This window comes from Bacillus sp. FSL R5-0434, assembly GCF_038004745.1.
GTDB lineage: Bacteria > Bacillota > Bacilli > Bacillales > Bacillaceae > Bacillus > Bacillus halotolerans.
Map to the genome: position 1 here is coordinate 3,941,815 of NZ_JBBORV010000001.1, position 25,691 is coordinate 3,967,505.

At 42.5% G+C, this 25,691-nt stretch carries 20 protein-coding genes and 4 pseudogenes; 3 read left to right on the forward strand and 21 right to left on the reverse strand.

Going from position 1 to position 25,691, the window contains the following annotated elements; genetic code table 11:
• Positions 1 to 4: 4 nt before the first annotated feature.
• The 5 genes from NYE43_RS20500 to NYE43_RS20520 form a co-directional block, all read right to left on the reverse strand.
• Entirely contained in the window at positions 5 to 1,111 is a 1,107-nt protein-coding gene (locus tag NYE43_RS20500; protein WP_101859735.1) for a hypothetical protein, read from the reverse strand.
• Positions 1,112 to 1,206: 95 nt separating this feature from the next.
• Positions 1,207 to 2,628: a glycoside hydrolase family 1 protein gene (locus NYE43_RS20505; protein ID WP_024123380.1), complete on the reverse strand. Its 1,422-nt coding sequence runs from the start codon at positions 2,626 to 2,628 to the stop codon at positions 1,207 to 1,209.
• A gap of 19 nt (positions 2,629 to 2,647) precedes the next feature.
• Positions 2,648 to 4,480 (reverse strand): beta-glucoside-specific PTS transporter subunit IIABC, encoded by a 1,833-nt coding sequence (locus NYE43_RS20510; protein ID WP_024123381.1) that lies wholly within the window; start codon positions 4,478 to 4,480, stop codon positions 2,648 to 2,650.
• 310 nt (positions 4,481 to 4,790) lie between these two features.
• Entirely contained in the window at positions 4,791 to 5,624 is an 834-nt protein-coding gene (licT, locus tag NYE43_RS20515) for a BglG family transcription antiterminator LicT (RefSeq protein WP_024123382.1), read from the reverse strand.
• A 96-nt stretch (positions 5,625 to 5,720) separates the two neighbouring features.
• The gene (locus NYE43_RS20520; RefSeq protein ID WP_101859732.1) at positions 5,721 to 6,401 is read right to left on the reverse strand and encodes a hypothetical protein; all 681 of its coding nucleotides are present in this window, start codon (positions 6,399 to 6,401) and stop codon (positions 5,721 to 5,723) included.
• A gap of 210 nt (positions 6,402 to 6,611) precedes the next feature.
• Between NYE43_RS20520 and NYE43_RS20525 the strand changes: the two genes are divergently transcribed.
• On the forward strand, positions 6,612 to 7,895 hold the full coding sequence (locus NYE43_RS20525; RefSeq protein WP_024123384.1) for an MFS transporter: 1,284 nt from the start codon (positions 6,612 to 6,614) through the stop codon (positions 7,893 to 7,895).
• Positions 7,896 to 7,913: 18 nt separating this feature from the next.
• Here NYE43_RS20525 and NYE43_RS20530 read toward each other — a convergent pair whose 3' ends face one another.
• Entirely contained in the window at positions 7,914 to 9,353 is a 1,440-nt protein-coding gene (locus tag NYE43_RS20530) for a DEAD/DEAH box helicase (protein ID WP_024123385.1), read from the reverse strand.
• An 81-nt stretch (positions 9,354 to 9,434) separates the two neighbouring features.
• On the reverse strand, positions 9,435 to 10,583 hold the full coding sequence (locus tag NYE43_RS20535) for a rhamnogalacturonan acetylesterase (RefSeq protein ID WP_341062569.1): 1,149 nt from the start codon (positions 10,581 to 10,583) through the stop codon (positions 9,435 to 9,437).
• 164 nt (positions 10,584 to 10,747) lie between these two features.
• On the opposite strand from NYE43_RS20535, the gene NYE43_RS20540 reads away from it, so the two are divergent.
• Together NYE43_RS20540 and NYE43_RS20545 are read left to right on the forward strand one after the other, a co-directional pair.
• On the forward strand, positions 10,748 to 11,089 hold the full coding sequence (locus NYE43_RS20540) for a PadR family transcriptional regulator (protein WP_024123387.1): 342 nt from the start codon (positions 10,748 to 10,750) through the stop codon (positions 11,087 to 11,089).
• A complete protein-coding gene (locus NYE43_RS20545; RefSeq protein ID WP_101859729.1) occupies positions 11,086 to 11,607 on the forward strand; it encodes a DUF2812 domain-containing protein in 522 nt (173 codons plus the stop codon). The genes NYE43_RS20540 and NYE43_RS20545 overlap by 4 nt, the downstream gene beginning before the upstream one ends.
• A gap of 213 nt (positions 11,608 to 11,820) precedes the next feature.
• On the opposite strand, the pseudogene NYE43_RS20550 reads toward NYE43_RS20545, so the two are convergent.
• The 14 genes and pseudogenes from NYE43_RS20550 to NYE43_RS20615 all read right to left on the reverse strand — a co-directional run.
• Positions 11,821 to 11,949 (reverse strand): annotated as a pseudogene (locus tag NYE43_RS20550) (hypothetical protein); the annotation flags it as partial.
• Between the two features lie 17 nt (positions 11,950 to 11,966).
• On the reverse strand, positions 11,967 to 12,419 hold the full coding sequence (locus tag NYE43_RS20555; RefSeq protein WP_326230224.1) for a hypothetical protein: 453 nt from the start codon (positions 12,417 to 12,419) through the stop codon (positions 11,967 to 11,969).
• A gap of 13 nt (positions 12,420 to 12,432) precedes the next feature.
• Positions 12,433 to 12,729, reverse strand: a complete 297-nt coding sequence (locus NYE43_RS20560) for a YxiJ family protein (protein ID WP_024123391.1) — start codon at positions 12,727 to 12,729, stop codon at positions 12,433 to 12,435.
• 28 nt (positions 12,730 to 12,757) lie between these two features.
• A pseudogene (locus NYE43_RS20565) lies at positions 12,758 to 13,248 on the reverse strand (DUF2716 domain-containing protein).
• Positions 13,249 to 13,263: 15 nt separating this feature from the next.
• Positions 13,264 to 13,716 (reverse strand): hypothetical protein, encoded by a 453-nt coding sequence (locus tag NYE43_RS20570; protein ID WP_095712771.1) that lies wholly within the window; start codon positions 13,714 to 13,716, stop codon positions 13,264 to 13,266.
• 72 nt (positions 13,717 to 13,788) lie between these two features.
• Positions 13,789 to 14,115: pseudogene (locus NYE43_RS20575) on the reverse strand (DNA-binding protein); the annotation flags it as partial.
• 204 nt (positions 14,116 to 14,319) lie between these two features.
• The gene (locus NYE43_RS20580; RefSeq protein WP_263463437.1) at positions 14,320 to 14,730 is read right to left on the reverse strand and encodes a YxiG family protein; all 411 of its coding nucleotides are present in this window, start codon (positions 14,728 to 14,730) and stop codon (positions 14,320 to 14,322) included.
• A 56-nt stretch (positions 14,731 to 14,786) separates the two neighbouring features.
• Entirely contained in the window at positions 14,787 to 15,104 is a 318-nt protein-coding gene (locus NYE43_RS20585; RefSeq protein WP_263463436.1) for a hypothetical protein, read from the reverse strand.
• Positions 15,105 to 15,132: 28 nt separating this feature from the next.
• A complete protein-coding gene (locus NYE43_RS20590) occupies positions 15,133 to 15,603 on the reverse strand; it encodes a YxiF family protein (RefSeq protein ID WP_216394757.1) in 471 nt (156 codons plus the stop codon).
• A gap of 140 nt (positions 15,604 to 15,743) precedes the next feature.
• A complete protein-coding gene (locus NYE43_RS20595) occupies positions 15,744 to 16,298 on the reverse strand; it encodes a DUF4240 domain-containing protein (protein ID WP_168749160.1) in 555 nt (184 codons plus the stop codon).
• Positions 16,291 to 17,139: a DNA-binding protein gene (locus tag NYE43_RS20600; protein WP_268496414.1), complete on the reverse strand. Its 849-nt coding sequence runs from the start codon at positions 17,137 to 17,139 to the stop codon at positions 16,291 to 16,293. Before NYE43_RS20600 ends, NYE43_RS20595 begins: the two co-directional genes overlap by 8 nt.
• Positions 17,140 to 17,198: 59 nt before the next feature.
• Positions 17,199 to 18,101, reverse strand: a pseudogene (locus NYE43_RS20605) (RHS repeat-associated core domain-containing protein); the annotation flags it as partial.
• A 67-nt stretch (positions 18,102 to 18,168) separates the two neighbouring features.
• The gene (locus tag NYE43_RS20610) at positions 18,169 to 18,528 is read right to left on the reverse strand and encodes a YxiJ family protein (RefSeq protein ID WP_121643646.1); all 360 of its coding nucleotides are present in this window, start codon (positions 18,526 to 18,528) and stop codon (positions 18,169 to 18,171) included.
• Positions 18,529 to 18,564: 36 nt separating this feature from the next.
• Entirely contained in the window at positions 18,565 to 25,569 is a 7,005-nt protein-coding gene (locus NYE43_RS20615; RefSeq protein WP_341062573.1) for a DNRLRE domain-containing protein, read from the reverse strand.
• Positions 25,570 to 25,691 lie beyond the last annotated feature (122 nt).

The following is a 25,691-nucleotide window of genomic DNA, read 5'->3' on the forward strand; positions in this document are numbered from 1 at the left end:
TAATTTAATTGATAAATTTTATGACAGGCAAGCTTTCAGCACCTGAAGCATAGTAGTAATTTAAAACACTGAAAAAGTCTATTGCTTTGCCGGTTTTCAGATCAACGATTAATATATGGTCCCCATAGTTCTGATCATCCGCATCAAGCCTTCTAGGTGTTTTTTTACCTAACGTATCAAGGAAAGAATCATCATAACCTACCCCCGACTGATAAGCTGATACATGATGCATAAAAAGCGTGCCTGTGTCTAAGTAAACCATGATGGCTGAGCTTGAACTTGCATAACTCGAACGATAAGTGACAGGGTCAGAAATATTTTTAACCTTCACATCAGAAATGGAATGGGTGCGCTGATTATACCCGCCTCCATAGGAAAAATAATATTCTCTTTCCCAGTCTAATGAAGATGTTTTCGTATTAGAATTGTACAGCAGTGTACCATTAGCATAAACGGAACCGTCTCCATACTCAGCAACAAAGGCTTGTAAATTAGACGTTACCGATTTTACACTTGAATAATTTGAAGGGTTTTTCGCATTTAACTGAATGTTATATGAATCTCCCGTCGTTCCTTCAGAGTAAACCCGGATCATATAATCGCCAGCGGGAAGCTCTTTTAAAAGCACTAAGTTCCCTGCTGCCATTGATATATTAGACGGCTGAGCTTCTCCTGTATCCCAATTGACAACATACAATTTCAGATGGTAATCGCTGTTGTCTGAAAGAATTCTTGTGATAAGGGTTCGATCTGACGAAGTACTGAAAAAGTACATATCATCAGGATTATTTTCATCCAGGACAGAGGTTGTATTGAAAACCTGGTCATCGGAGTTGTACATGGAACTTGTTTTAAAAACATTCTCATTCGAAGGCTTCTTCACTTTCATCTTTTCTGTTTTATTGTCCGTTTTAAGGCTTACTTGCTTCGCTTGATTTAATGAAACATCCTCAGTTTCCTTTTGTTTTTTCAGTTTTTCCTGCTGCTCCATGATTGGTTTATCTTTTAACACACTTTGCGCTGAGGCAGCATTTGAACTCATATATAAACTAAAAACAACAAGCAACACAGTACACAAAAAAGGCAGTGAAACAATTTTTTTGTTCTTCATATACAAACCCCTTTCCAATTTTATACTATACATATCGGCAAGGAGCTCGGATCATTTACATAAATATATTTATTTTCATAAATTGTTTATTTTTTCTATCGGTTCAATGACGCGCCATTCGAAGCAATCAGCTCTTTATACCAATAAAAGCTTTTCTTGCGAATACGGCGCAGGTCTTTCAGATCGAATTCATCACGATTGACATAGATGAAGCCGTAGCGTTTAGAACAGCCCTGGTGCGTGGAAATTAAGTCAATCGCAGACCACGGTGAGTAGCCGAATACGTCAACGCCGTCTGTAATCGCCCATTGAATCTGTTCAATGTGCTGCTTTACATAATCAATGCGGTAATCGTCATTGATCGTATCGTTTTCTTCGAGTTGATCGAAAGCGCCTAACCCGTTTTCTGTAATGATCAATGGCAGCTGGTAGCGGTCATAGATTTCACGAAGTGTGGAACGGAAGCCAACCGGATCAATTTCCCAGCCGAAATCGTTTTTCTTCAGGTTCGGGTTGGCGCTGCCGCGGTAGACGCCGTCTTCTCCCGTTTTCAAATGCTGGTCTCCTCCTCGCGCTGCCTCGTCCGAGCCGTCGCCTTTGCTTGCTTCCGCCGTTTGAGACGTGTAGTAGTTAAATGCGATAAAATCAGGCTTCGCAGATCGCAGAATCTCCATATCACCATCTTCAATGACTGGCGTATAGCCTTTTTCTTTCATATATGCCCAAGCTGTCGTGTTATAACGCCCGTGAACCGCCATATCTAAATAGAGCCAGTTGCGGATTGCATTGTAGTTGAAGGCTGCGACAACATCTTCCGGTTTTGAAGATGCCGGGTAAATCAGCGCAATGTTTGGAGCTGGTCCGATCTTGGCTTCCGGCAGCATCTCATGGCATAGATTCATAGCCTTCGCCTGTGCCACCAGCATGTGGTGATTTTGCTGATACAGTTCTTTTTTCGGGTTTTTCAGATTCGGATCAAGTGTGCCCAGCGCACTTCCATGCAGGATCATCATGTTTTGTTCATTGATTGTCAGCCAGTACTTGACACGGTCACCGAAGTGTTCAAACAGCACCTTCGAATAACGTTCAAAAGCGTCAATTGCAGATCGCTTTGACCAGCCTCCTTTTTCCTGCAATGCATTCGGCAGATCAAAGTGATACATCGTGACGATCGGTTCAATCTTATATTTGAGCAGCTCATCAATCAGATTGCTGTAAAATTCAATCCCCTTTGGATTGATGTCTCCGTCGCCATCAGGAATAATGCGCGTCCAGGCGATAGAAAAACGGTATGCTTTAAAGCCCATTTCAGCAAACAGCGCAACGTCTTCTTTATAACGGTGATAATGATCGCTGGCTACCTTAAAATCAGTCGTTCCCTCAGGATAGCTGTCGCGGGCGTCAATCACTGAAGGTCCCTTTCCATCTTCGTTCCACGCGCCTTCAACCTGATAAGCAGAAGTTGATGCTCCCCACAAAAAGTTCTCCGGAAATGCCGCAAGTTTGTTATAGTTCATCGTCTGTTCCTCCAATGTTTTAGATTAAAGAAAGAATTCTTTCTTCTGTTTTGACTTGCTTTTGATCAGTTTGAATGACGTCGGTATATTGATCTGTGTTTGTGATGATGATCGGCGTGTTCATATCAAACCCTGCCTTTATTAACTCCTCTAAATCAAATTCAGCTAGCAGATCGCCTTGTTTGACGGCTTGCCCCTGCACCACTTTAGGATAAAAGTGTTTTCCTTCCAGCTTCACCGTATCAAATCCGAGGTGAATCAGGATTTCTGTTTCCTGATGGGTGATCATGCCGAATGCATGGCCAGTCGGGAAAACAGTCGTTATCACGCCATCTGCCGGAGCCACCAGCCGGCCTTTCTCTGGCAAAATCGCAATTCCCTTTCCAAGCGTCTCCGATGCGAACACCTTATCCTTCACTTCCGCTAACGGAATCACGCTTCCTTCTAATGGACTGCTGATCTGCTCATGATGAGTGGCAGGTGCTGGCGGTTCCGTTTTGGCATCTGCTTTTTCCGCGGGATCTTCAAATCCGACAATGTACGTTAAGATAATTGAGAGAATAAAAGATACCGAGATTCCCAAGATAAAGCCTGCAAACCCCTGTCCGTAGAAAATCGGGATGGTCAATAGACCCGGCGCACCTGAAGCGATGGCCACACTGTGAGCCTGCCCGATAATCGCCCCGCCAACAGCCGCACTGATGACACCGCATACAAAAGGTTTTTTCAGTCTGAGCGTCACCCCATAAACGGCAGGTTCCGTAATGCCGAAAATTCCGGTGACAGCGGCGGAGCCCGCAAGCGCCTTCAATTTTTTATTTTTCGTTTTTAACATGACTCCGATGGCGGCACCTGTTTGGGCAAACACAGCAGCTGCTGTAGCCGGTTTGATAGAATCCTGCCCGTTGACCGCAATATTGTTTAAAATAACCGGCACGATACCCCAGTGAATGCCGAAGATGACAAGGATCTGCCAAAGGGCTGCGATTACGGCACCGGCCAGCATCGGATTAAAATGAAAGATCGCCAGAATCACAGCCGCGATGCCATTCCCGGCATTTACGCCAATCGGCCCGAACACGATTAATGTGAGCGGCACGACCGTCACTAAACAGATCAGCGGCGTGATGAAGGTTTTTACACTGTCATGAATCAGCCTGTTTAGAAACTTCTCCATGCAGCTCATCACGAAAATCGCCAGGATGATCGGTATAACGGTTGATGTGTAATTCATTAAAACAACAGGAATGCCAAAAAAATCGGTATCCGCATTGCCATTCTTCAGTTCAATAATGGTTGGATAGATGAGCGCCCCCGCAACCGTGACAGACACAAACACGTTTGCGCCGAATTTTCGGGCAGCTGTAATGGAAAGCAGCAATGGCAGAAAATAAAACAGGCTGTCTGCGGCGGCATACAAAATCGTGTAAGTTGTATCCTCAGTTTTGAGCCAGCCGGCATTTGTACAGATCATAAGCAGGCCCTTTAAAATTCCCGCTCCCGCCATCACGCCAAGCAAAGGCGTAAAAATGCTCGATACGATATCAACCAGCCGGCCGAACAGATTCCCTTTCTGAGCATAACGCTCTGTTTGGTCATCCTGCAGCACACTTGATATCTTTCCAATCTCGCGATACACTTCGGAAACATGATTACCGATGACCACCTGAAACTGCCCGCCGCTTTCCACAACAGTCACGACATCGTCTAAAGCTTCTATTTTTTCTTTGTCTGCTTTTGAGCGGTCGTTCAGCGTAAAACGCAAGCGCGTCGCACAATGTACAAGCGAACGCACATTTTCTTCCCCGCCGACCAATTGTAAAATGTCTCTGGCTGCTGCCTGAATCCCCATTTCCCCTCATCCCTTCCGCTGAAAAATAAAAAACCTAAACTACCCCTGCCACAATAGGAACAAGTAGTTTAGGTTTTGCCTGCTGACCAGTAACAATCCTATAAAACTTCATCATTCGATTTTTCTTCAATTTTGCACCATCACCATCCCCTGAAAAAAATAAAAACCTAAATTACCACCAGCACAGACAGAGATCCTCCGCACTCATCGTAATTTAGGTTTTGCCTGCTTATCAGTAACAATCCTAAAATCATAATATATTGATGTGAGAAAAAATTAACACACGAAAACAAAAATGTCAACGCTTTCATCATGTTTGTTTGACGACCCTTTCAATATGAATCGTTAAGTACAGCAGCTCGTCCCTGGTGAGTTTGTGTTCATATTCTTGTTCCATATACGCTTTGATTTTCTTCGTGCAGTCATACGCGCGATGATATTTTTCTTTCACCGTTTCCAGCAAAAAATCGTCCTGGCTTTCCAGGTAGGTTCCGTTAAAAAGACGCTGCGCGAAAAACTTCAGGTGAGTGACAAACCGGTAATAATGCAGCGATTCTTCATCAAATTCAATATTAAAATGATATTTTACAATACTTAAAATCTCTTGCATCACTTTTGTAATGTTAATGATATTGGGCATCTCTTCATTGAGTTCGGCATTCACGATATGGAGGGCAATAAAACCTGCTTCATCCTCCGGAAGGGAAACACCTGTCTTGTTTTTCACCATGTGCAGCGCTTCTTTGCCAATGGCAAACTCATCTTTGTACAGCCGTTTGGTTTCCCACAGCAAAGCATTTTTGATATCAAGGCCCTTTTTATTGCGCTGTATGGCAAAGTTAATATGATCGGTCAGCGACACGTAGATGCTGTCGTTCAGCTTTTTGCCAAGCTGTAACTTCGCATAGCTGATAATGTCCTCACACACTTCCATACACTCGAGCGGTATTTCATACAAAAGGGTTTTAAATTTCTCTGATACATCCTTGTTATCGAGAGTGAACACCTTCTCAATGCGTGCTTCATCGACCTCGTCGCCGGACTTTTTTTGGAATGCGAGCCCTCTGCCCATGATGACCAATTCTTTCCCTTGTTCATTGACCACACTAATTACGTTATTGTTGATCACCTTCGCAATCTTCATGACATGTCCCTCCAATCAGCTAAGAACAGACTACACCTTGATTGTACATTCTTTTTGTACTAGGTCAATATCTTCAGGGAAAGAGCAGCGATCCGGTCAATATACTTCACTCAGCACCGTCTGCCCGCTCTGTTTCTGAAGCAGCGCCTCAAGATGGCGTTCAAAGGATTCCTTATCTGCCCCCTGCTTCTTGACTATGCCATTCATTAAGTTGATGCTTTCGGCATTGTATTTCGTATATTGTTTTTTCAGCTGATCCAGCTGTTTTCTTGTTTGTTTAGCGTTTTTCGGGGTGACCTGATTGATGAGCGCGATCATGCTGCCGGTAATCTCAAAAAAGGTGTCTCTATTGTCTTTAAGCTGCTGATTCTCATTGCGGCTCTTTTCTTGATTGCGGGTTTTTTGTAGCATTGCGAATGCCTCGCTGTTTTGTTTTTTGAGCCGCCCGTTTTCGAGTTTAATGGATTCAAGATTTTTCTTCGCTATGTCTGCTTCCTCTTCTGTCATGCTGCTGCGAATGAAATATTCAGGGTTGCCGATCCCATAATCAAACGTCTCGCTTACGTGTACCATAGAACTGAAAACAACCGCCAGCTGCATATCGTTTGATAGGGTCTGAAAGTCTTGCTTTTTCTTGCTGCCCAGTGATTTTATCATGCTTTGTTTGATCGTCTTTTGATCATGTTGGGCAGCGTTCTGAACATTGCTTTCGCTTTCACATGCGCTCATCGCAAGAACAGCGACCAGCAGGCTTATCAACAAGCCTATTCGCCTCATGCTCTGTCTCCTCTCTGCTGAAACCCTTCTGGAAAATGCGGCAAAATATAGTTAAATCGTACCAGATATATGATGTGTCAGCAATAAACCAAAAGTATTATTTGACCTATATAGAACATAAACATTTTGTAAAAATTGACCACGGTTCCATCCTTTTCTATGCGGTTTCTCGTACAATAGAAGTATCGTTACTGGGGAGGGGCTCTGCAGATGAAACGTTTTACGAAACAAGAAAACAGCTGGGTTGTATATGACTGGGCAAACTCTGCTTATTCCATTGTCGTCACAACCGCGGTATTTCCGTTGTTTTATAAATCAGCCGCTGCGGAAGGCGGTGTCAGCGCTGCTCAATCAACTGCTTATTTAGGTTATACGATAGCGATTTCTACCTTTATTCTCGCCATGCTCGGCCCGATTTTAGGAACCATCGCCGACTATGAAGGCTGCAAAAAAAAGTTCTTCGGTTTCTTTGTGTCAGCCGGTGTCGCCAGTACCGCGGCGCTTGCATTTATTCCAAGTGAACATTGGCTGCTATTGCTGCTGTTCTACACCATATCGGCTGTCGGTTTTTCCGGCGCCAATGTATTCTACGACGCCTTCCTCGTTGACGTCACGCCTGAGGAACGGATGAATCTCGTCTCCGCCCGCGGCTTTGGCTTAGGCTATATCGGCAGCACGATCCCATTTATCCTCAGCATCGCCGTCATCCTGCTCGCACAAGCAGAAACGATTCCGATGTCCGTGTCTGCCGCAAGCCAGCTGTCCTTTTTTATAACGGCCGCTTGGTGGGGACTGTTTACCATTCCGATGCTGAAACACGTTCATCAGCGCTATTACATCAAAAGAGAACCCCGCATCATAGCCAACAGCTTTAAACGCCTCGGGCAAACGATGAAACGGATCCGGCAGTACCGGGCGCTGTTCCTCTTTCTGCTCGCTTATTTCTTTTATATCGATGGAGTCGGCACCATTATTACGATGTCGACCTCTTACGGGTCAGATTTGGGCATCAGCTCCACAAGTCTCCTGATCATCCTGTTTGTCACTCAGGTCGTCGCCGCGCCGTTTGCCATTTTATACGGAAGACTGGCGGAACGCTTCACAGGGAAAACAATGCTGTACGTTGGCATCGTCATATATATGATTGTCTGCGTATATGCGTATTTTCTGGAAACGACGTTTGATTTCTGGATTCTAGCCATGCTTGTCGCCACCTCGCAGGGCGGCATTCAAGCATTAAGCCGCTCCTATTTTGCCAAGCTCGTCCCGAAACACCATGCAAATGAATTCTTCGGCTTCTACAACATTTTCGGAAAATTCGCCTCGATTATGGGGCCGCTGCTCATCGCCGTTACCGCCCAGCTTACCGGAAAATCATCGACCGCGGTGTTCAGCCTGATCATTTTGTTTGTGATCGGCATTGTGATTCTTGCCTTTGTGCCGGAAGAAAACAGCACCAATGTCAGCCATCACGAAAATGACCTGCTCCTTTGACTGGAGCAGGCCGTTTTTTTATTTATTCGCTTTATTCACCTTAAGCTTTTTCCCTTTGACGGTTGTATCCTTCATGGCTTTGAGAACATGTGGGCCTTTTCCGTTTAAAATTTCCACGTACGAGGCGTTATCCATGATCGTAATGATGCCAATGTCATCAGCAGAAACCCCGTCGATTTTAGCGATCGTTCCGACAAAATCAACGGCTCTGATTTTCTTTTTCTTTCCGCCGTTAAAGTACAGCTTCATGATGTCTTTATTCAGCTCTTCGCTCTTGTCTTTTTTGATCGCCGGACGGTCTTTCAGTTTAGCGAGAAAATCCGGTTTCTTTTTTGCGACATCCTCTTGGGATGGGGCTTCTAATTTCTGAATCCCGAATCCGATATAGTCTTCTATTTCAGTCAGGAACCGCTTTTCAAACGGCGCCACAAATGAAATCGCTTTTCCCTGATTTCCGGCTCGGCCTGTCCGTCCAGTACGGTGTACGTAGCTTTCTTTCTCAAGAGGCAAATCATAGTTGATGACAAGGGCGATATTTTCGATATCGATCCCCCGCGCGGCGACGTCTGTCGCGACTAAATAACGGTACTCGCCTCTTTTAAATTCATTCATGACGTCAAAGCGGTCTTCCTGAATCATCCCGCCGTGAATTTTATCGCATGGATATCCTAAGTCATCCAATTCATCGGTCAGCTGATTCACATGCTCTTTCGTCCGGCAGAAAATGATGCAGCTGTCAGGGTTCTCAGTAATAAGTACATCTTTCAGCAAAGAAAACTTATTCTCTTCTCTGACTTGAATCACCGCATGTTCAATATTCCTTGTGGTGAGGCCGGCCGCTTTGATTTCGATATGCTCTGGGTTTTGCATATATTGGCGGCTTAATTTCTCAATATCCTCTGGCAGTGTCGCAGAAAACAGCATCGTTGTGCGCTTAACCGGGAGATGCTTGATAATCGCCTCCACCTGATCGATGAAGCCCATATTCAGCATCTCATCCGCTTCATCAATGACCAGATAGGAAAGGCGATCCAGCGGCAGCGTGCCTTTTTCAATATGATCCAGGACGCGTCCCGGTGTGCCGACAACGATATGGCTTTTTTGCTTCAGCTCGGCTTTTTGTTTATCAAAAGATGATTTTCCAAACACAGCTGTGGCTTTGATTCGTTTAAATCTTCCGATGTTCGTGATATCCTCTTTTACTTGCACGGCAAGCTCACGGGTCGGCGTCAGCACCAGTGCCTGCGGTTTATTTTCGTCCCAATCCGCCAGCTCGCAGAGAGGAATGCCAAACGCAGCCGTTTTCCCGCTTCCCGTCTGTGATTTGACGACAAGATCTTTTCGTTCAAGGGCTGCCGGAATCACGCTTCGCTGCACCTCGGTCGGTTCTGTATACCCCAGTCCTTCCAATGCTCGTAAAATGTCATGACTGATTTGATAGTTTTTAAAATGACTCATGTATAAACTCCTGTCTCTTGCAGATGTTCTCATTATACTCTAATTTACGGCATCGTATGTGTTTTGCCGAAAAATGACGTTTTAGAAGCCATCAATCCCCTGTCTTTTTAGTTCATGAACGGCCAATCGCGCCAGTGCATCGGCCCCCGCGCGGTTCGGATGAAGCGTATCTCCATCCATATAAAGCGCGAGCGTTTTTTCCGGACCGATCGATGTAAAGTATGCCGAACTGAGGACATTCAAGTCAATGAGATGTGTTTTTTCCTCTTCGGCCAAAGCCAAAATAGAAGCCCTGTACCATCGGTTTACAGACGAATGGATGCCCTCAGAAGTGAAATCGGTCGCCCGGCCCTGAGGTGTTGAAAGGATGACTTCCGCTCCCTTTGCTTTCACCTGCCGAATCATATCACGCATAATCTCCTTAAATTCCGCTTCAGATTCATTATGCTTCGGATTTGTATCGTTAATGCCGAGCTGCAAAATAAAGTAATCACCCGGTTTGATGTACTTCAAGATCGCTTCCAACTGACCGTCATCTCGAAACCCTCTCGCAATCTGCCCGCCTGACGCCATGTTTCTCACTTGAAAGGTACGCTTGTCGACATAGTGAGGCAGCATCTGCCCCCAGCCCGCCTGCTTGCTGCTGTTGAGCGGATAATAATTGCACACCGTCGAATCGCCGCCGATATAGATCGTTCGGTTTGTCACCGGCTGATCAGACAATTTCTTGATTTTTAGGGCGCTGAGCGTAAAAGCGGTACCCGCCTTGCCTTCAGTCACCAGCAGATTCAGCTGCCCGTCGGTGACAGGAATTTGAAACGTATCCTCCGCACCGTCTCCCGTCATATTGATGACCTGATACACACCCTCCGCCGCCACGCTTGCCCTCGCCGTATTGCCCAGCGTCACCTTCACCTCATAAAGACCATTCGGAAGATCCACATTAAACGTGTTGTCGCTTTTCGTCCCATACGCCAAAAATTGAACCGCATCACTTTTCACGCCCGTCCCGGATGCCGCCACATCCTTCATATGTTCCGGCGTTTGAAAACCGTAGCCCTTTGATGGGTTATAACGGTCAGACGCCCTTACCCCAATGTAATCAGGCTCAACCGAACCGCTCCCAAAGTCAAACTGATACACCTTCGGCTCAGACGCCTTCAAACTCTCCGCCCCGCTGAAACCCAACATTAACATCATCACAAAACCCGCCGTTATCCATTTTTTCATTAAGAATCCCCCTCTATGAAAACGCATTCATTAATGCATACTCGGTGATTGTTTCTTTATGATGACTGAACGCAGAAAAAAATTGCATTGACAAAGGAAAAGGAAGATTTTATTATATCAATTATTGATATATCATTAGTTGATATAAGAAATGAGGTGACCGTTTGCCAAAGCAACGTCCGGAGGAAATGGATCAGCTTACCGATCCAGCCTATTATATTGTCTTAACCTTGCTGGAGCCAAAACACGGCTATTCGATCATGCAGGAGATTGAAGACATGACCGATGCCTCCTTTACGATCGGCCCAGCTACCTTATATACATTGTTAAAGAAATTATTGCAGGAAGAGATCATTGAGCTTGTCAACAACGACAACCCGCGCCGCAAAGTGTACCAGACCACCCTGCACGGCCAAGAATTACTCAAAAAAGAAATGCAGCGCAGAAAAATGATGGCGGAACACGGCGAACGCGCTTTTCAACAATTGAAAGGGGATTCATCATGAAACAGAAAAAATATATGATGTCTGAAGGATTGGCGTTTTCAGAAGAAAAGGATATGAAGAGACTAAGTGATATGGCCAGCAAAGGATGGGTGCTCGATTCTTTTGCGTTTATGGGGTATAAGCTTAGAAAAGCTGAGCCGCGGAAGTTGATATACAGCATTGACTATCATGATGTTGAGAAAGAAAACTTAGAGGAATACACCGAGATGTTTGAAGCGGCCGGGTGGGAACGTGTTTGCTCTTCACAAGGTATGCATATCTTTTCGGCTGTGCCCGGGACTTCGCCGATATACAGTGATCAATCCACCCTGAGAGAGAAATATAAAAGAAGCGAAAAAGACGTTCGAAACGTCACCTGCACCTTGAGCTTCCTGACTCTCTTGTCCATTACAATCCATTATGTAACCGGATTATCAAATTGGGTGCCTTTGTTTTTTCTGATTGTGACTATCCCGTTTCTCGTGACATATGCGGCAACAAAAGCAAGAACGCTTGGAAAGTGGGGAAAATCAGTGTGACTTCTTGTCACACTTGATTACATCCCACCCTCCGCAATAGAAACTCATTTGGTTTTCTTGATCATACACATAATAACGGAGCCTTTCCCATTGATCATCAGTCGGTAAAATCTCCAATTCAATCCTATCGATGGATTCAAGATCATCCAGTCTCGATGCACTGATGTCTTCAAACCGCAAATGAATGTCACAGGTTTGAGCGGATAGTTTTAATTCAAACACAGGAATATGAAAATAACGATCATCTGCTTTCATATAGAAAGAAAACTCGTTTAATGTAAATGGACCTGTATCCGCATCAGAAAGATGTTTTTTCATTTTCTCGTATTGTGTGATATTCATATGGATTCCTCCTCCTTTTATGTTTCATCGCCAACCATATAGATCTCCGCAGCATCGTATTCAAACCACATGATCCGTTCGCCTGAGTCCGTTAGGCACTGGAGTTTGCCTTCGGAAAGATAGTTTTTCGGTTGAGGGTCAGTGATCAGAAAAACATCATCATTGATGGAAGCTAACAGAAAGAGAAAATCTGCAATGCCCCGGTCTGTTTCATGTACTACGCATTGGAAATGAAATTGCCTTTTCGCCAGCTTCGTCACTTTGTAATCATAGCCTTTGAAAAACTCTGACAGGTCTTCTATAAATGAACCAGCCGTTATCACCTGTATCATGATTTGCTCATAGGCAAGCCCCTGCCAAAAACGATAAAAAGACTCGGCATCTCCAAGTTCGCATGACATAACGGTTTGGTCAGGCTTAAGCTCGATCATGTCCAAATTGCCAATACTGCTTATAGAGGTTTTTTCCATAAAATCCTCCTTATTAGTTGGATAGCGCAGCGCAAATCTCTTGTCTGACTTGCTCGTACAAAAGAATGTGATGATACAAATCAGTATCGTGTTTGATCATATCCAGCGGGATGTCAGGATACAGCTCAAAAAAGCTTTTCTCCAACGAATACCGCTGATGCCGGGGCATCCTTTTATTCGCCAGCACATAACCCAGACTGCCGGCAACAAGCATAAAAAACTCATATATTTCCGCTTCAAAGCCGTACAATTCATCAGGATACGGCTTTTCTTCAAGCTCCTGCTGTCTCTTTCTCAGTTTTTGAAACATGCTGATTACCTCCATCCGACACATGAACTCATCTATTTTGAAACAGGATAGGCGGATATTTATCTATCGCCTTCAATAACTCTTCACCAAACACAGTGATTGTACATTTCCACGGATCACCCAAAAGCCCCCAAGAAAAGCCCTGATGAAAAAAGAAATAGTAGTCTCCGTTTGGAAATACCGGAACAGGCCATTCGCCAAATTCATCCTTAGGCATTGTCTGGTGAGGGCTAAAGATATAGCCGTCATGCTGCCAGTCTAATGCGTACATCACATCGTTCTTTTCAGTACATGATTGAAATGCTTTTAAAATAGAATTCTCTAAATCACTCAGCACTCCGCTCACATCATTATGACCAGCTTTACTGCTCATCCCGCTTGAGATATCAAACACTCGATATGGATCAGGCGGGATGATGTGATGACATCTGCTTCCCCAGGCTTCCATCTTATGAGCTGGTTCACTTCTGACCAGCTGCTGTCTTGTTTTGTCTGACTTAAAGTGCGCCAATTCATCATGATCTCATCAACACCTTATTGGATATCCTGCTTATAAACACCAGAAGAAGTCACTGCGTAAACAGCGTTACTTGTCAGTTTCAGCTGTTGAACGTCTAGGGCTTCACCGTTCGAGTCACAGCACTTCACCTCTTGCATCGGCAGACTCACATCAGCAGAAATCAAATAAAGAGACGGCTTAAGGTCTGCTCTGTAACAGTTGACCGTCCCGATCCAAAAACCTTCTTTAGTTACTGTGAGCTGATCAAACACTTCTGATTTAGGTGCTTCATCCGACAGAATCCACACCCTTCTCACAACCGTTTCATCAAATGCGGCAATGACTGCATCTCCGTAATACAGCATATAAATCAATCCGTTTTTTTCTACAAGCCCATAACATTCATCTACAACCGGTGCATCCATTTCTTCAAGCTTTCTATCAATATACATTTCCTTCTGCTTACCATCTAACGTAAAACACCACACACTATCACCCTTGGGATTTTCATCATGATAAATGCCTTCATCACATAAACCGACCCAAAAGTGTTGCTTCTCATCAAGAAGACAGCAGGAGACCCCTGAAGGCAAACAAAAAGCACTTCTCACTCTTCCCTCTTCTGAAAATACCTTTACCTTCGGCTCATGCGAATCGTAATAAACGAAAACATAGCCATTTGCACATTGTTGAAAGAGCTGAATATCGCTGCATGTAATCTGCTCTTTCACTTTAAAATCCTGAACAACACCGGAAGGATCATAGATTGAAATAGTGAGATCATCTTTCACCCCTTTTCCAATGTAGACACGTCCTTGTGCATCGGCATGAAAAAAACAATCTTGGGTGTCAATGTTGATGATTTTATTCATTTTTAATTTTTTCATTTGTTATGCTCCCAGGTTAGAAATGAAGTGATAAGAATAAGCCATTTATTAACTATTAGTAACGGACAGCCTAGTTTCATTAACGTTTTGATATAAAGCTACTTTCCAATTCAGTCTTAAATCGCGATGACGTTGTCTTTTACATTTCGTCTGGCTGCTGTTATGTTCTAAGTAAGAAAAGAGAGGCTGACAACCTCTCTTTTTTTATTTAGTGTTCAATTGGTATGCATAAAACGATTGATCATCAAAGCGAACTGTTTCAGCTTCTATCGCAATTAACATGCTGTTCATATTTATAAGAAAATTAGCGTTTGAATGGTAGTGTTCAATGTTAGAATTCGACATGTTTCCGATTCCTTCTGGGTGATAACTGAGCTCAAATATTTTCCAATTATATTCTTCCGGATCTATTTTTTCCAATCTCATGTCACCAACATCTGCACTATAATGAGTGGATGCCACATTTTGAAATAATATCTTATGCGTATATTCACCTTCACCTTCAAAAACCTTGATATTAAGGGTGAGCTCTTTTTTAAACACATTAAAACCTAAATGAAGGACACTGCACCCCTCATCTATATAATCAACCCAATCATTAATTGTTTTGTATATTGTCGTCTCCTACCTCGTTTTAACCATTAACGCATTGCAACAAGCAGAAAAACTAATTACTCCGTATATGGTTTGATCCAATCATTTAAATCATCTGTTGAATGCAAATAAGCTTCAGGAGAATCTTTCAAATCAATCCCGCTTAGGAGGATTAACATATCCCAGACTCTATCGTCCTCTACCTCGGAATCATCAGCATAAACATAAGTGCCCGCCCAACCTGACACTTCTTCTCTTGTTGTTTGTCCATTTAAGACACTTTTGATTTTATTTATGCATTCTATTAGCTTTGGCTCGCTCAATTTGATCACCACGTATTCAAGTATTAAATGATTTATTAATAGTATGCAAAGCACCGTACTGATTAGATACATTCCAAAAGGATTCCTCCTAGGAAAGCATCTACCAATAAACAAGCTCGCAACCGTATTCCGTGTGCAATATACATAAACCAAACTGACACTCGGGCTCAACCAAAATAAAACTATGATTGAGAAGCCCTTTGTCGAACTCAATACATTCCAATAAGCCATCAAGGTGCTCGAGACATGTTCCGAAGGTACAAACTAATGCACCAATTTCGTTGCTGTATTGATGAAACAGCAGAACGTCCCTGTCATCATAGGCAACATAGGACTGAGATGTTTTCAAGATCAGCTGTTTCGCTTCCGTTTTTCCGAGAGCATCAACCTCACGGGTGTTGGCTGGTTTTGAATTTGATAAAACCATCTCAAGCAACTGCTTACTTCTCGGCAGATCAGCAAAGCGATAACTGAAGCCTCTTTCTGCGCAAGGGACTAGTTTATCTTTGATTTCGCTTTTCAACAAACGTCTTTTATTCTCATCGAGTTTTTCGATTAATCTTTTTTGCACGAGCCGCAATCCCTCCACCGTCAATTTCTCAAGTTTTTTCATTTGATTAATCTTTCTCTTGTTTTCTTTGTCATTTATCATTCAGATTTGTTCTAAAAAAGCTTGTATCGCTTATTGATACAAGCTTCATATTCTACTACTTAAAACTCACCTAGCGGGTTTTCCCCAAAACGCTCCCACAGTTTTGGAAACCTTTCAGGCAAATCTTCTTCTTCCCAATCCAATTCAATATCTTCTGGTTCGGCAAGCCCCTTTTGTTCAAGCGTATCTAAAAGCTCATCGTATACTTCATCATCCCAATCATCGTCACCAGTCTTCTTGTATGTCAACGCCTCTGTCGCCACCGACAGCAAGTCTTCATTTTGCGGATAGCCTTCCTCGTCAAGCGTTTCCTCCGTGATGTATGCTGCCAAATACTCGTGATCATCCAGCACTTTTTCGAATGTCTCTTTGCCCTGGGCAATCAGCCATCCGCGAAAATAATCAAACGTATCGTCTGAACAACCGTCCATGAGGATGTATGCTGCCGCCCATAGTGAGGACAGATAGCTTTTGTGCATAAATGTCTGAAGCATAAATTCAAAATCAACGATCTCATTGATTTCTTTTTTCAATAATTCATCACGTAGCCATTCATTAGGTTCTTCCTTGCTGCAAGCTTGGTCAATAAGCTGCCAAAAAGATATTTCATTCATTTGCTTTTCCCTCTCTGATATCCCTCTTATAGATCCCCGAGTCTGATATTGCATAAATAGCATTACTTGTCAGTTTCAGCTGTTGTACCGAGAGCTCCCGCCCGTCTGGACCACAGCACTTCACCTCTTGTATCGGCAGACTGACATCAGCCGGAATGAGGGACAGTGAATGTTCATCTTTGCATATCCAAAACCCGTCATCTGAAATTGCAAGCTGGTCATATACTCCAGAATATTCTTTATCAGAAACAATCCACACTCGTCTCACGTCCGTCTCATCAAATGCGGCAATGACTGTATAAGAGTAGTACAGCATGTATATCAGTCCATCTTTTTCTGCAAGTGCATAGCAGTCATCTACCACGGGCGCATATATTTCTGAAAGCTGTTGATCAATGTGAGTTTCCTTTAATTGTCCGTCTAAAGTGAAGCACAGCAAACTTTGTTCACTGGGGTTTTCGTCACCATAAATACCTTCATCACTTAAACCGGCCCATAGGTTTTGTTTTTCATCCAAAAGACAGCAGGAAACCCCTGAAGGCAGAGAAAATACACTTTGTTCTTTTCCATCTGCTGAAAACACCTTAACTTTATACTCATGCAGCTTAGAGTAAACAAATACATAACGGTCATCCGAACTCTGTTGAAACAATATAATATCCTCGCACAGAATTTGTTCATTAATTTCAAATCTCCGGATATCGCCGGACAAATCAAAGATCGAAATTATAATTCCTGTTTTATCCTTTTTCCCGATGTACATGCGTTCATGATTATCCACATGAAAAAAACAACCTTCATTTACTTCCTTTTTTATCTTGTTCATTATTAATTTTTTCATTATATCCCCCTAGTCTCTAGTACGTTAAGAACTGCCTTTAAAAGCAGCTCTATTACAAATTAATATGGAAAACTTGTTACTATTCTCCCATTCCTATCTCTTATAACTCGAACACGTTTAGTTTTTCTTTTATTACCATTCACTCCAACATATCTTTTAAAAGTCTTTTCGTAAACTGTACGACCATATTGTCCTTTACGTGCTTTCCCTGATCTTAATGTACTTCTTGTTGTTCGTTTCAAAGCTCTGTTACTCTTGAATTTCCCCTTTTTTCCATATTTTTTATCGGAGCGCTTTGGACCGTGTCTATCTTTTATATGATGCCAAGACTCTTTATTAAACCAACCTCTTTTTGCCTTATTAGCAAAACTATAAGCCCTCTTAGCACCCTTAAATATCTTCCCAGGACCAAAGTTAGAAGCAGCTGCCCAAGCAGCACCTTTCCACCCTTTACCTGATTTATATGCCTTATACCCATCATAGGCTGCAAACCCGGCATTTACCACAAGCCATACCCAATGCCCATCCGGATCAACATTCATCACTGGGTTATTATTTCCATAAGCATACCCATTCTGATCCAATGAGTCTCCGTCGCTGCCCGGGTCTGGGTCGAGCGATAGGAACACGCCGTTTCTTGGCTCGTAGTAGCGGGCCATGAGATAGTACAGGCCGGTTTCTTCGTCGTATTGGTAGCCTGCGTAGCGGTAGCGGTTGTCTTTTACTTCATCACTTGCTTCGGTTTTTGTTGGATTTCCCCATGCGTCATATTGATACTTGGCAACGGTTTTTCCCGTGCTGTCTGAGATTGCAATGACGTCACCTTGTGCGTTGTAGTGATAGAAATATTTCTTGCCATTTTGCGTGAATGCTAGCAGTTGTCCACTATCACCGTATGTGTATGCTTTTGTGAAAGTATACACATTCAGACTGTCGCTGTAAAAATAAATTGTGTCTTTCCCGAATTAATTAAAACAGCTGTCAAATATACTTGACAGCTGTTTTTGTTTATTATTTTAGTTTAAAGATTCATACTCCTGTTATAAGCTTATTAATCAAAATCCTAATTTTTTCATGAAATTCTAAGCATTCACTTAATTCTTGATATTTTAAAATATCACTTTTATAATTCCTAAAATGAGGATAATGTTCATAGAACGTTTTTTTTAACATTTCTCTTTGATATCTAGGAATTTTTTTATCTTCAATTATATAATTTAAACTTCCAGTTATTAAGGCAAAAAATTCATAAAATTCATCTAAAGAAGTATTTGTTTCTTCTTCAAAATCATACATATCATTTGGAAACGGACCATGTAATAATACATAATATTTTTTGAACTCATCTAATGTTTTTTGATCAATATTATATCTTTTAAAAAATTTCATCCATATTCAGGCCCTTCTATATTGTAGAAATTAAAATTAACGCTTTTTCTTTTTCTTCCATTTATTATTCACAAATGTAACTACCTTTCCACTTCTTGTGTAATAACCAGTTCTTTTTCCATTCTTAATCCTGTAACCTTTTTTTCCAGTAGCTAGTATTACTTTTTCGCGTAAATGCTTATTAGATCTATAAAATGCTCTAGCAACTTTTGTATATCTCTTTTTACTGTAAGATTTACCATTTCTCACAATATGTTTATTATGATGATAGTCCAATGACTTTCTTTTAGTTTTAAATGTTCCTTTATACCAATGTCTTGAGGTGGCCCATTTTCCGATTTTTTTTGTTAATTTTAACTTTCCACCACCTACAAATCCTGATGCGGCTGCAACCGCTACGCCTTTCCAACCCTTGCCTGATTTATAAGCTTTGTATCCATCATATACCGCAAATCCTGCATTGACAACAAACCATACCCAATGGCCGTCTGGATCGACATTCATGACCGGGTTGTTGTTTCCATAGGTATATCCGTTTTGATCTAGTGAATCTCCATCGCTTCCTGGGTCTGGGTCGAGCGATAGGAACACGCCGTTTCTTGGCTCGTAGTAGCGGGCCATGAGATAGTACAGGCCGGTTTCTTCGTCGTATTGGTAGCCTGCGTAGCGGTAGCGGTTGTCTTTTACTTCATCACTTGCTTCGGTTTTTGTTGGATTTCCCCATGCGTCATATTGATACTTGGCAACGGTTTTTCCCGTGCTGTCTGAGATGGCAATGACATCACCGTGTGCGTTGTAGTGATAAAAATATTTCTTGCCATTTTCTGTGTAGGATAATAGCTGGCCGCTGTCACCGTATGTGTATGATTTTGTGACTTTGTTGTCCGCGTCCGTTTCATACAAGACGTTCAGGCTGTCTCCGTCGTAGAAGTAGTTCGTGACGTTTCCGTTAACGGTTTTTTGGATTCTGTTTCCTTTTTCATCATATTTGTATGTTGCGAACGGCTTGTCTTCGCCTTTTTTTGTAACGGCAGTCAGGTTATCCTCTGCATCCCACGTATATGTGAATTTGCCGTCGGATGTGCGGTTGCCGTTTTTATCGTAAGAGATGCTTTCCTCATTGACTTTTGTCAGCTGGTTCATGATGTTGAAGGAAGCATTCACCGTTTTGCTTGAACCGTCTTTTACAGTTGTAACAGTTTTTCGGTTCCCGAATCCGTCATATGTGTATTCAATGACAGTACCGTCTTCGTGGGTTTCTTTGACAAGCTGATTCAGCTTTCCATACTCATATTTCACCTTGCCGCTTGCTGAGCTGTTTATCGTTGTGCGGTTGCCGTTGGCATCATATTCATAGCTTTCCGTCAGAATGCTTCCGCCGTTTTTGTCGCCGATATGCAGCGAGCTTACAAGGTTTCTTTCGTCATATGAAAAACTTGTTCCGCCGCCGTTGCCCGTAATAAAGGTTTGGACGTTGCCATTTTCATCATAATCAAATGAATAGGAAGATGTACTATCTTTCATCTCAACCATTTGATCCAGTTTGTTATACGTAAATTGATTCGTTCCTTTTTGGTCCCCATGGCTCCATGAGAAGGTTTTCAGCTTATCGGAGTCACTAGGATATGTCCAAGTTTGGCTGCCGCCGCGGTCAGTCAATTCGGTTAAACGGTTTTTGTTGTCAAATGTCCGTTTCTTTGTGGTGTTCTGCTCTTTATTGACGACCGATGTTTCATTTCCATTTTTGTCATACGTGAAATTGTACTTTTCTGTACCGTTATACGATTTTGATTTCACCCGGTCTGTTCCATCATAAGAAAGAGACACTTCGTTGCCATTCGGTGAAATGGTTTTGGTTAGATTGCTGTTGGCATCATATTCACTTGCTAGCACATTACCCAGAGGGTCAGTTGTTTTGACAAGCTTGCCCATGACATCATATTCGTATTTATAGGTTTGATCTGCTCCCGCCCGAATAGTTTTGCTTACCTCATTGCCTTCCTTATCATAGCTGTGAAGGATAGACGTGCCGTTAGAGAGCGTCATGTTTGTCAATTGGTCTGCCTGATCATACGTATAGGTTGTTTTTTCACCTTTTGCATCCGTTTCAGCCGTTTTCTTACCAGTTTCATCGTAATCAGTTGAAGTAGAGTATCCTAGTTCATCTTCTTCCTTGGTCACATAGTTTCCATTGCTGTCATACGTGCTTTTTGTTAAAAGGCTTCCTTCAATCAGACGGATATCATCAAACCACGCTGTTCCTGTCGCACTCTTTTGGAACAGTATGCTGATATCGACTTTATTAATCGGCTTTGTTTTTGGTATAACAACAGCTGCACGGTTCCATTCCTGTGTTCCAGAAGGGAATTTCGCATTGTATACGCCTGTGCTTCCGTCCGCATAAGTAACATTAGCCTGCAAAGAATAGTCTTTTTCATCTGTGAACTTGACACTGCTTGCTTTCGACATGCCTGTCAGTGTGAGATAAACCGGTTTGTCGTTTGCACTTTGCCCTAAGACAATGGTTTGTTTTGTTACTGATCCAGCTTGGGACGCACTGGTCCGGGCAGCTTTTAATGATACTTCATCATTAAAGCCTTCTTCAGAATCAACGGATGCCCCGCTTGCGCTCCAGTTTTCCGTTGCTGCTGTGAAACTGCTGTTTTGAACTGGGTTATAGCTTGACGATACTTCGCCTTTTTCCAGCTGGACTTCATCAAACCATGCTTTTCCTTTGCCATCTTTATCTCTATGATCGACTTCCATATACACAACAGCTTTTCCTGCATTTGCTGGAGTCGTAAAAGTGATTTGCCGTTTTGTCCAGTCATTTTTCCCGGCTAGTGCACTGTATTCATTGTGAATCCATTGAATTCGTTTTTGATCTTTGTCTCGCAAATCAATGTTAAAGTAGGCTCTTGATTTCACTAGATCTGTTTTGATTTTCCCGCTTAATGTATAGGTTGTATTCGGCTCCAGTTCCACTGTTTGTGTCGCTGACGAATACCCATGATCTGTTCCGGCAGACGTTGATTGGCTCAAGACTTCCAATGCCTTTGATCCGGAAAGAACCCCGCTTTTATCGGCGATGACTGAGATTTTGCCGCTGTCTTTAGATGCGGTCAGATTCCAGCCGGATTTTTGCGCTTCAAAGCTTCCATCTTTCAGGATATTGGTTGAGGCTGATAACTCTTTGCTGGATTGAATCTGATTTCCGTATTTATCATAAACGGCTGCTGAAGATGATTTTCCGCTCTGATCGGTTTCGGATACAGCATCTAGTCCGTCATAGGCAATATCCGTGACATTGCCCTCGGTATCCTTCATCTTTGTGACATCGTTGTTTTTGTTGTATTCGTATGTCTCAGTTCCATATGCGTCTTTAACAGACGTAACGTTGCCATCTTTGTCATATTGATAGCTTTCCGTTGCTTTTCCTGTTCCGACGTCGTTTGGATCTACATCTTCTACGACATTGTTGCCTTCATACTTTGTATTCGTTGTAATTTTTAACCCTTCCGCATCATCAATGACCTGAATCGGATTTCCCGCTTCATTATAGCCGTACTGTACTTTCCGGCCATTCGGCTGTGTCATGAGAAGCGTCTTTTTATCAGCATCATAGCTATAGACATATGTTTCTTTCTTAGCGTTAATCGCTTTATCGAGACGGTGCCCGCTATACTGATATTCGGTAAAGACAGGCTTTGCTTCGGTACTGTTGGCTGAATATTGTTTAACAAGGCGTCCTTCACCATCGTAGTCATAGCTTGTGACAGTCCCATCTGTATCCGTGACTTTCTTCAGCAAATCATTCTCATATGAGTAGGTGACTTTCTTATTCTTAGGTCCGGTGATGGAAGTCACATGGCCATTTTCATCATATGTGAATGTGAGCTTGCGGCCCGATGCATCTGTAATGGCTGTCAGTTGATTCTTGTCATTGTAAGTGTAGACGGTTGCATTGTTGTGGCCATCCACTATCTTTTGAAGCTTGCCGCCTTTTTTATTGAAATAAGCGTTTGTTTGATCCTTTGTTTTTAATATGAACTGATCAGCTGTTTCTGTTAATTCAAGATAGACACCGGTCGGCGGCTGATACGTGCCATCGGCTTTTTTAGTAAAGCGATGAGTAGTAGCGTCTTCATCAATATACATTGCCCCGCCGTCCGTCGAGATGACAGATGTTTCTGCATCAGCATACCAGCCTTGTCCAAATAAGTGATCGGAGCTGTCAAGACTGTTGTAGGTTCTCGATAAGCCAAGTCCCGGTCCGCGCCCGTCAATTGACATATCTTCTTCATTCACAATGACATTTCCTGTCGCACCGTTTAACTGGCCGCTTGGGATATCAATGATAGACCAGTATTCTTCTGTTCCAAGGAATTCTGCGCCTTCATGGAACGTTGGGTTAAAGGGTGCTGTCGGAATCGTTTCACCATTCGCATCATAGGCGGAAAGAGTGAAGGAATAATTCTTCTTCCCTTTGTAATTTCCATTTGCATTGTTATAGACAGGTGACGGGTCAAGTGCCAATTCACGGCCTTTTCCGTCTGTATGCAGCTTGTAGCTTCCGGCTTTTATTTCCTCAGAAGTCGGCCAAATGTTTTTATTTTGGGTTGTCCAATGATCCACGTCCCCAACATCATAGGACTGATATTCTTTTCCGTTATAGATATTAATTTTATAGCCTTTCGCATTTTGAACCTTTTCCCATATCAAATTCACATAACCGGTTTGGCTTGATTTTGTGTTTGTATACACATAACCGGATAAGTTCTTTGGTTTAGCGATATCAGGAAGTGTCAGGTTGGCAGCCGGTGATGCAATGGCTTCGCCATCTTTGTTATAGGCGATTATTTTAAATGAGTAATTTTTTTTGGCTGCATCCCCACCGGCGTTTTTATAGGTTGGTCCGGGATTGATCGGCAGCTCTGCTCCGTTTCCATCCTTTAGGTGAAGAGCATATTTTCCCGCTTTAATTTCTGCACTTGTCGGCCAGATCTTTTTCCCCTTGGTGGTCCAAGACGTCTGATTTCCGAGATCAAGTGTTTCAAAGCCTTTCCCATTGAACACCTGAACTTTATAGCCAGTTGCACCGGATACAGCTTTCCAAGAAAGATCGAAGTATCCTGTGGCATTCCCATTATTAAATGCCTTTGTTGACGGTGCTTGTGCTTTCCCTACATTAGGGATAACAGGCTTTGCCGGTGCGGACATCGCCCCTTCTCCCTGATCAAAAATCGCGCTGACCCCGATCCAATAGTTTTTGCTTGTGGCATAGGTTCCGCCGGAGTTCTTATACACTGGAGATGGATCTAGCGCTAATTCAGTTCCGCCTTTTCCATCAAGGTGAAGCTTGTACTTACCGGATGAAATTTCTGCACTTGTCGGCCAAATGTTTTTCCCTTTTGTGCTCCAGGATGTCGTGTTGCCGACTGAGATCGCTTGATATTCTTTACCATTATAAATCCATACCTTATAGCCTTTTGCACCCTCGGCCTTTTTCCAACTGATATTGAAAAAACCAGTGCCGTTCCCGTTATTGTATGCCTTAACAGCAGGTGTGCTCGCCTTCGGGATGGTGTATGTCACTTCAATATAAGGCTTATTGTTTGAGTTCGCTGAGGAAATTAGTTTTTTCCAGTATTCCTTACCGTTTCCGTTTGCATGAAGCTTAAATCCATAATTGGCCCCGCCGGAGTTCCATGACTTTACAGCGGCGGTCACATCGTAACTCGCCCACTGTCCTTTATGGACGTCGGCTTTTCCGATATTTTTAGATGCCGGTTTGGTGTTCCATGTTACTTTTGCATGATCATAATTGCTGTTGACTGTATCCAGCCAAAGACCAGTTGCCTTTGTTCCATAATAGGAATGGGCTACGTATGTTTTTAATGTAGCTTTGCTGACTGTCATATTTTGAATCGGTTTTAAATTGTTAAATTTCATAAACGCATAATTGGTGCCTGTTGTTTTGTCGTAATAACCCGTTTTCAGCACATAGGCCTTCAGATTAGCATCCCATTTCTGCGAAGATGCCGAATAGTTGGTCGTCGGGTAGGCACTCATGACAAACGTATCTGATGAAACAGATAAAGACGTTGACGGGTCGATAGACACTGGATACACGCGTTCAGGGTCTTTCAGCCAGTTCTCGTCTGCCGTGAGATGAAGCAAATACCCTTCTTTATTCTTTTCCAGCTTATAGCTGACTTTTTCTGATCGTCCCACCTCGCCGGAAAGTTCATCCAGTTTTGAATCAGTCATAAAAGGTTTAGGCACAGAAAAAACAACTTTTCCTTTTTCATCAGAAAAATCTATTGATCCATCCTCTTGTTCTTTTGCCTGCAAATCGGTTTTCACCTGAAATGTAAATGTGTTGTATCCATCATACTGATGAAGGACTAAATCTTCTTTTATGTTTTCGTTGAATGTGAAAGTCTGAAGATCAATGTTCGGAAAAACATCCGGATAAACAATCTCATTACCATCAGTCTTATAATCTGCTGGAGTATCTTTCGGAGTAAGTGAAGTTTTATTTGGACCTTTTGCTTCTACAAGTGAATATGTAAGCTTGTGATCATTGTGCTCAAAAGTCGCATAAAGTCCGTTCTTCATTTGCTTTTGAAAATCTGAATTCAAAACAGCATTTTCAGTTTCAACTTGTTTGCTTGTCGTTTCTTTTAATTCAGGAGAAATCTCCTCCCAGTCTGCATTCGATGTTTCCTTTGTATGAATAGGATCAAGGTATACTTCCTGTTTATAAACACCGTCCCCTTCATAATAAAGCTTTGTGTTTTCCGTTCTTTCTGCGGTGATTTCTCCCTCTTTGTTTATATCCTTCTCATTAAATGGTACAGCTTTCTCTGTTTGATCATTCTGAAGGGTTTCTTCCGGATCAGCAGTTGCGACACGATTTCCGGACTCTTCTTCTGAAGTTTTTGCCAGTACATCTACTGGCAATAATGAAATCATTAGCGCCAACACTAAACATACGGCAATGAATCTCTTAACATTCCGCCTCTTTCTTTTTTTCATTTTCTCTCTCCTTTTGTAATAAAAGTAATATTTACTCAACAATGTTAACGTCACTGAAATATTATTACAATATTTTTCTAGAAAATTTATCTTATTTTAAGATTTAAAAAGAGCAAAAAGAC

Coding starts and splice junctions, on each gene's coding strand:
- NYE43_RS20500 (WP_101859735.1), bottom strand. CDS start 1,111: ATGAAGAACAAAAAAATTGTTTCACTGCCTTTTTTGTGTACTGTGTTG.
- NYE43_RS20505 (WP_024123380.1), bottom strand. CDS start 2,628: ATGAACTATAACAAACTTGCGGCATTTCCGGAGAACTTTTTGTGGGGA.
- NYE43_RS20510 (WP_024123381.1), bottom strand. CDS start 4,480: ATGGGGATTCAGGCAGCAGCCAGAGACATTTTACAATTGGTCGGCGGG.
- licT (WP_024123382.1), bottom strand. CDS start 5,624: ATGAAGATTGCGAAGGTGATCAACAATAACGTAATTAGTGTGGTCAAT.
- NYE43_RS20520 (WP_101859732.1), bottom strand. CDS start 6,401: ATGAGGCGAATAGGCTTGTTGATAAGCCTGCTGGTCGCTGTTCTTGCG.
- NYE43_RS20525 (WP_024123384.1), top strand. CDS start 6,612: ATGAAACGTTTTACGAAACAAGAAAACAGCTGGGTTGTATATGACTGG.
- NYE43_RS20530 (WP_024123385.1), bottom strand. CDS start 9,353: ATGAGTCATTTTAAAAACTATCAAATCAGTCATGACATTTTACGAGCA.
- NYE43_RS20535 (WP_341062569.1), bottom strand. CDS start 10,583: ATGAAAAAATGGATAACGGCGGGTTTTGTGATGATGTTAATGTTGGGT.
- NYE43_RS20545 (WP_101859729.1), top strand. CDS start 11,086: ATGAAACAGAAAAAATATATGATGTCTGAAGGATTGGCGTTTTCAGAA.
- NYE43_RS20555 (WP_326230224.1), bottom strand. CDS start 12,419: ATGGAAAAAACCTCTATAAGCAGTATTGGCAATTTGGACATGATCGAG.
- NYE43_RS20560 (WP_024123391.1), bottom strand. CDS start 12,729: ATGTTTCAAAAACTGAGAAAGAGACAGCAGGAGCTTGAAGAAAAGCCG.
- NYE43_RS20585 (WP_263463436.1), bottom strand. CDS start 15,104: ATGTATCTAATCAGTACGGTGCTTTGCATACTATTAATAAATCATTTA.
- NYE43_RS20595 (WP_168749160.1), bottom strand. CDS start 16,298: ATGAATGAAATATCTTTTTGGCAGCTTATTGACCAAGCTTGCAGCAAG.
- NYE43_RS20600 (WP_268496414.1), bottom strand. CDS start 17,139: ATGAAAAAATTAATAATGAACAAGATAAAAAAGGAAGTAAATGAAGGT.
- NYE43_RS20610 (WP_121643646.1), bottom strand. CDS start 18,528: ATGAAATTTTTTAAAAGATATAATATTGATCAAAAAACATTAGATGAG.
- NYE43_RS20615 (WP_341062573.1), bottom strand. CDS start 25,569: ATGAAAAAAAGAAAGAGGCGGAATGTTAAGAGATTCATTGCCGTATGT.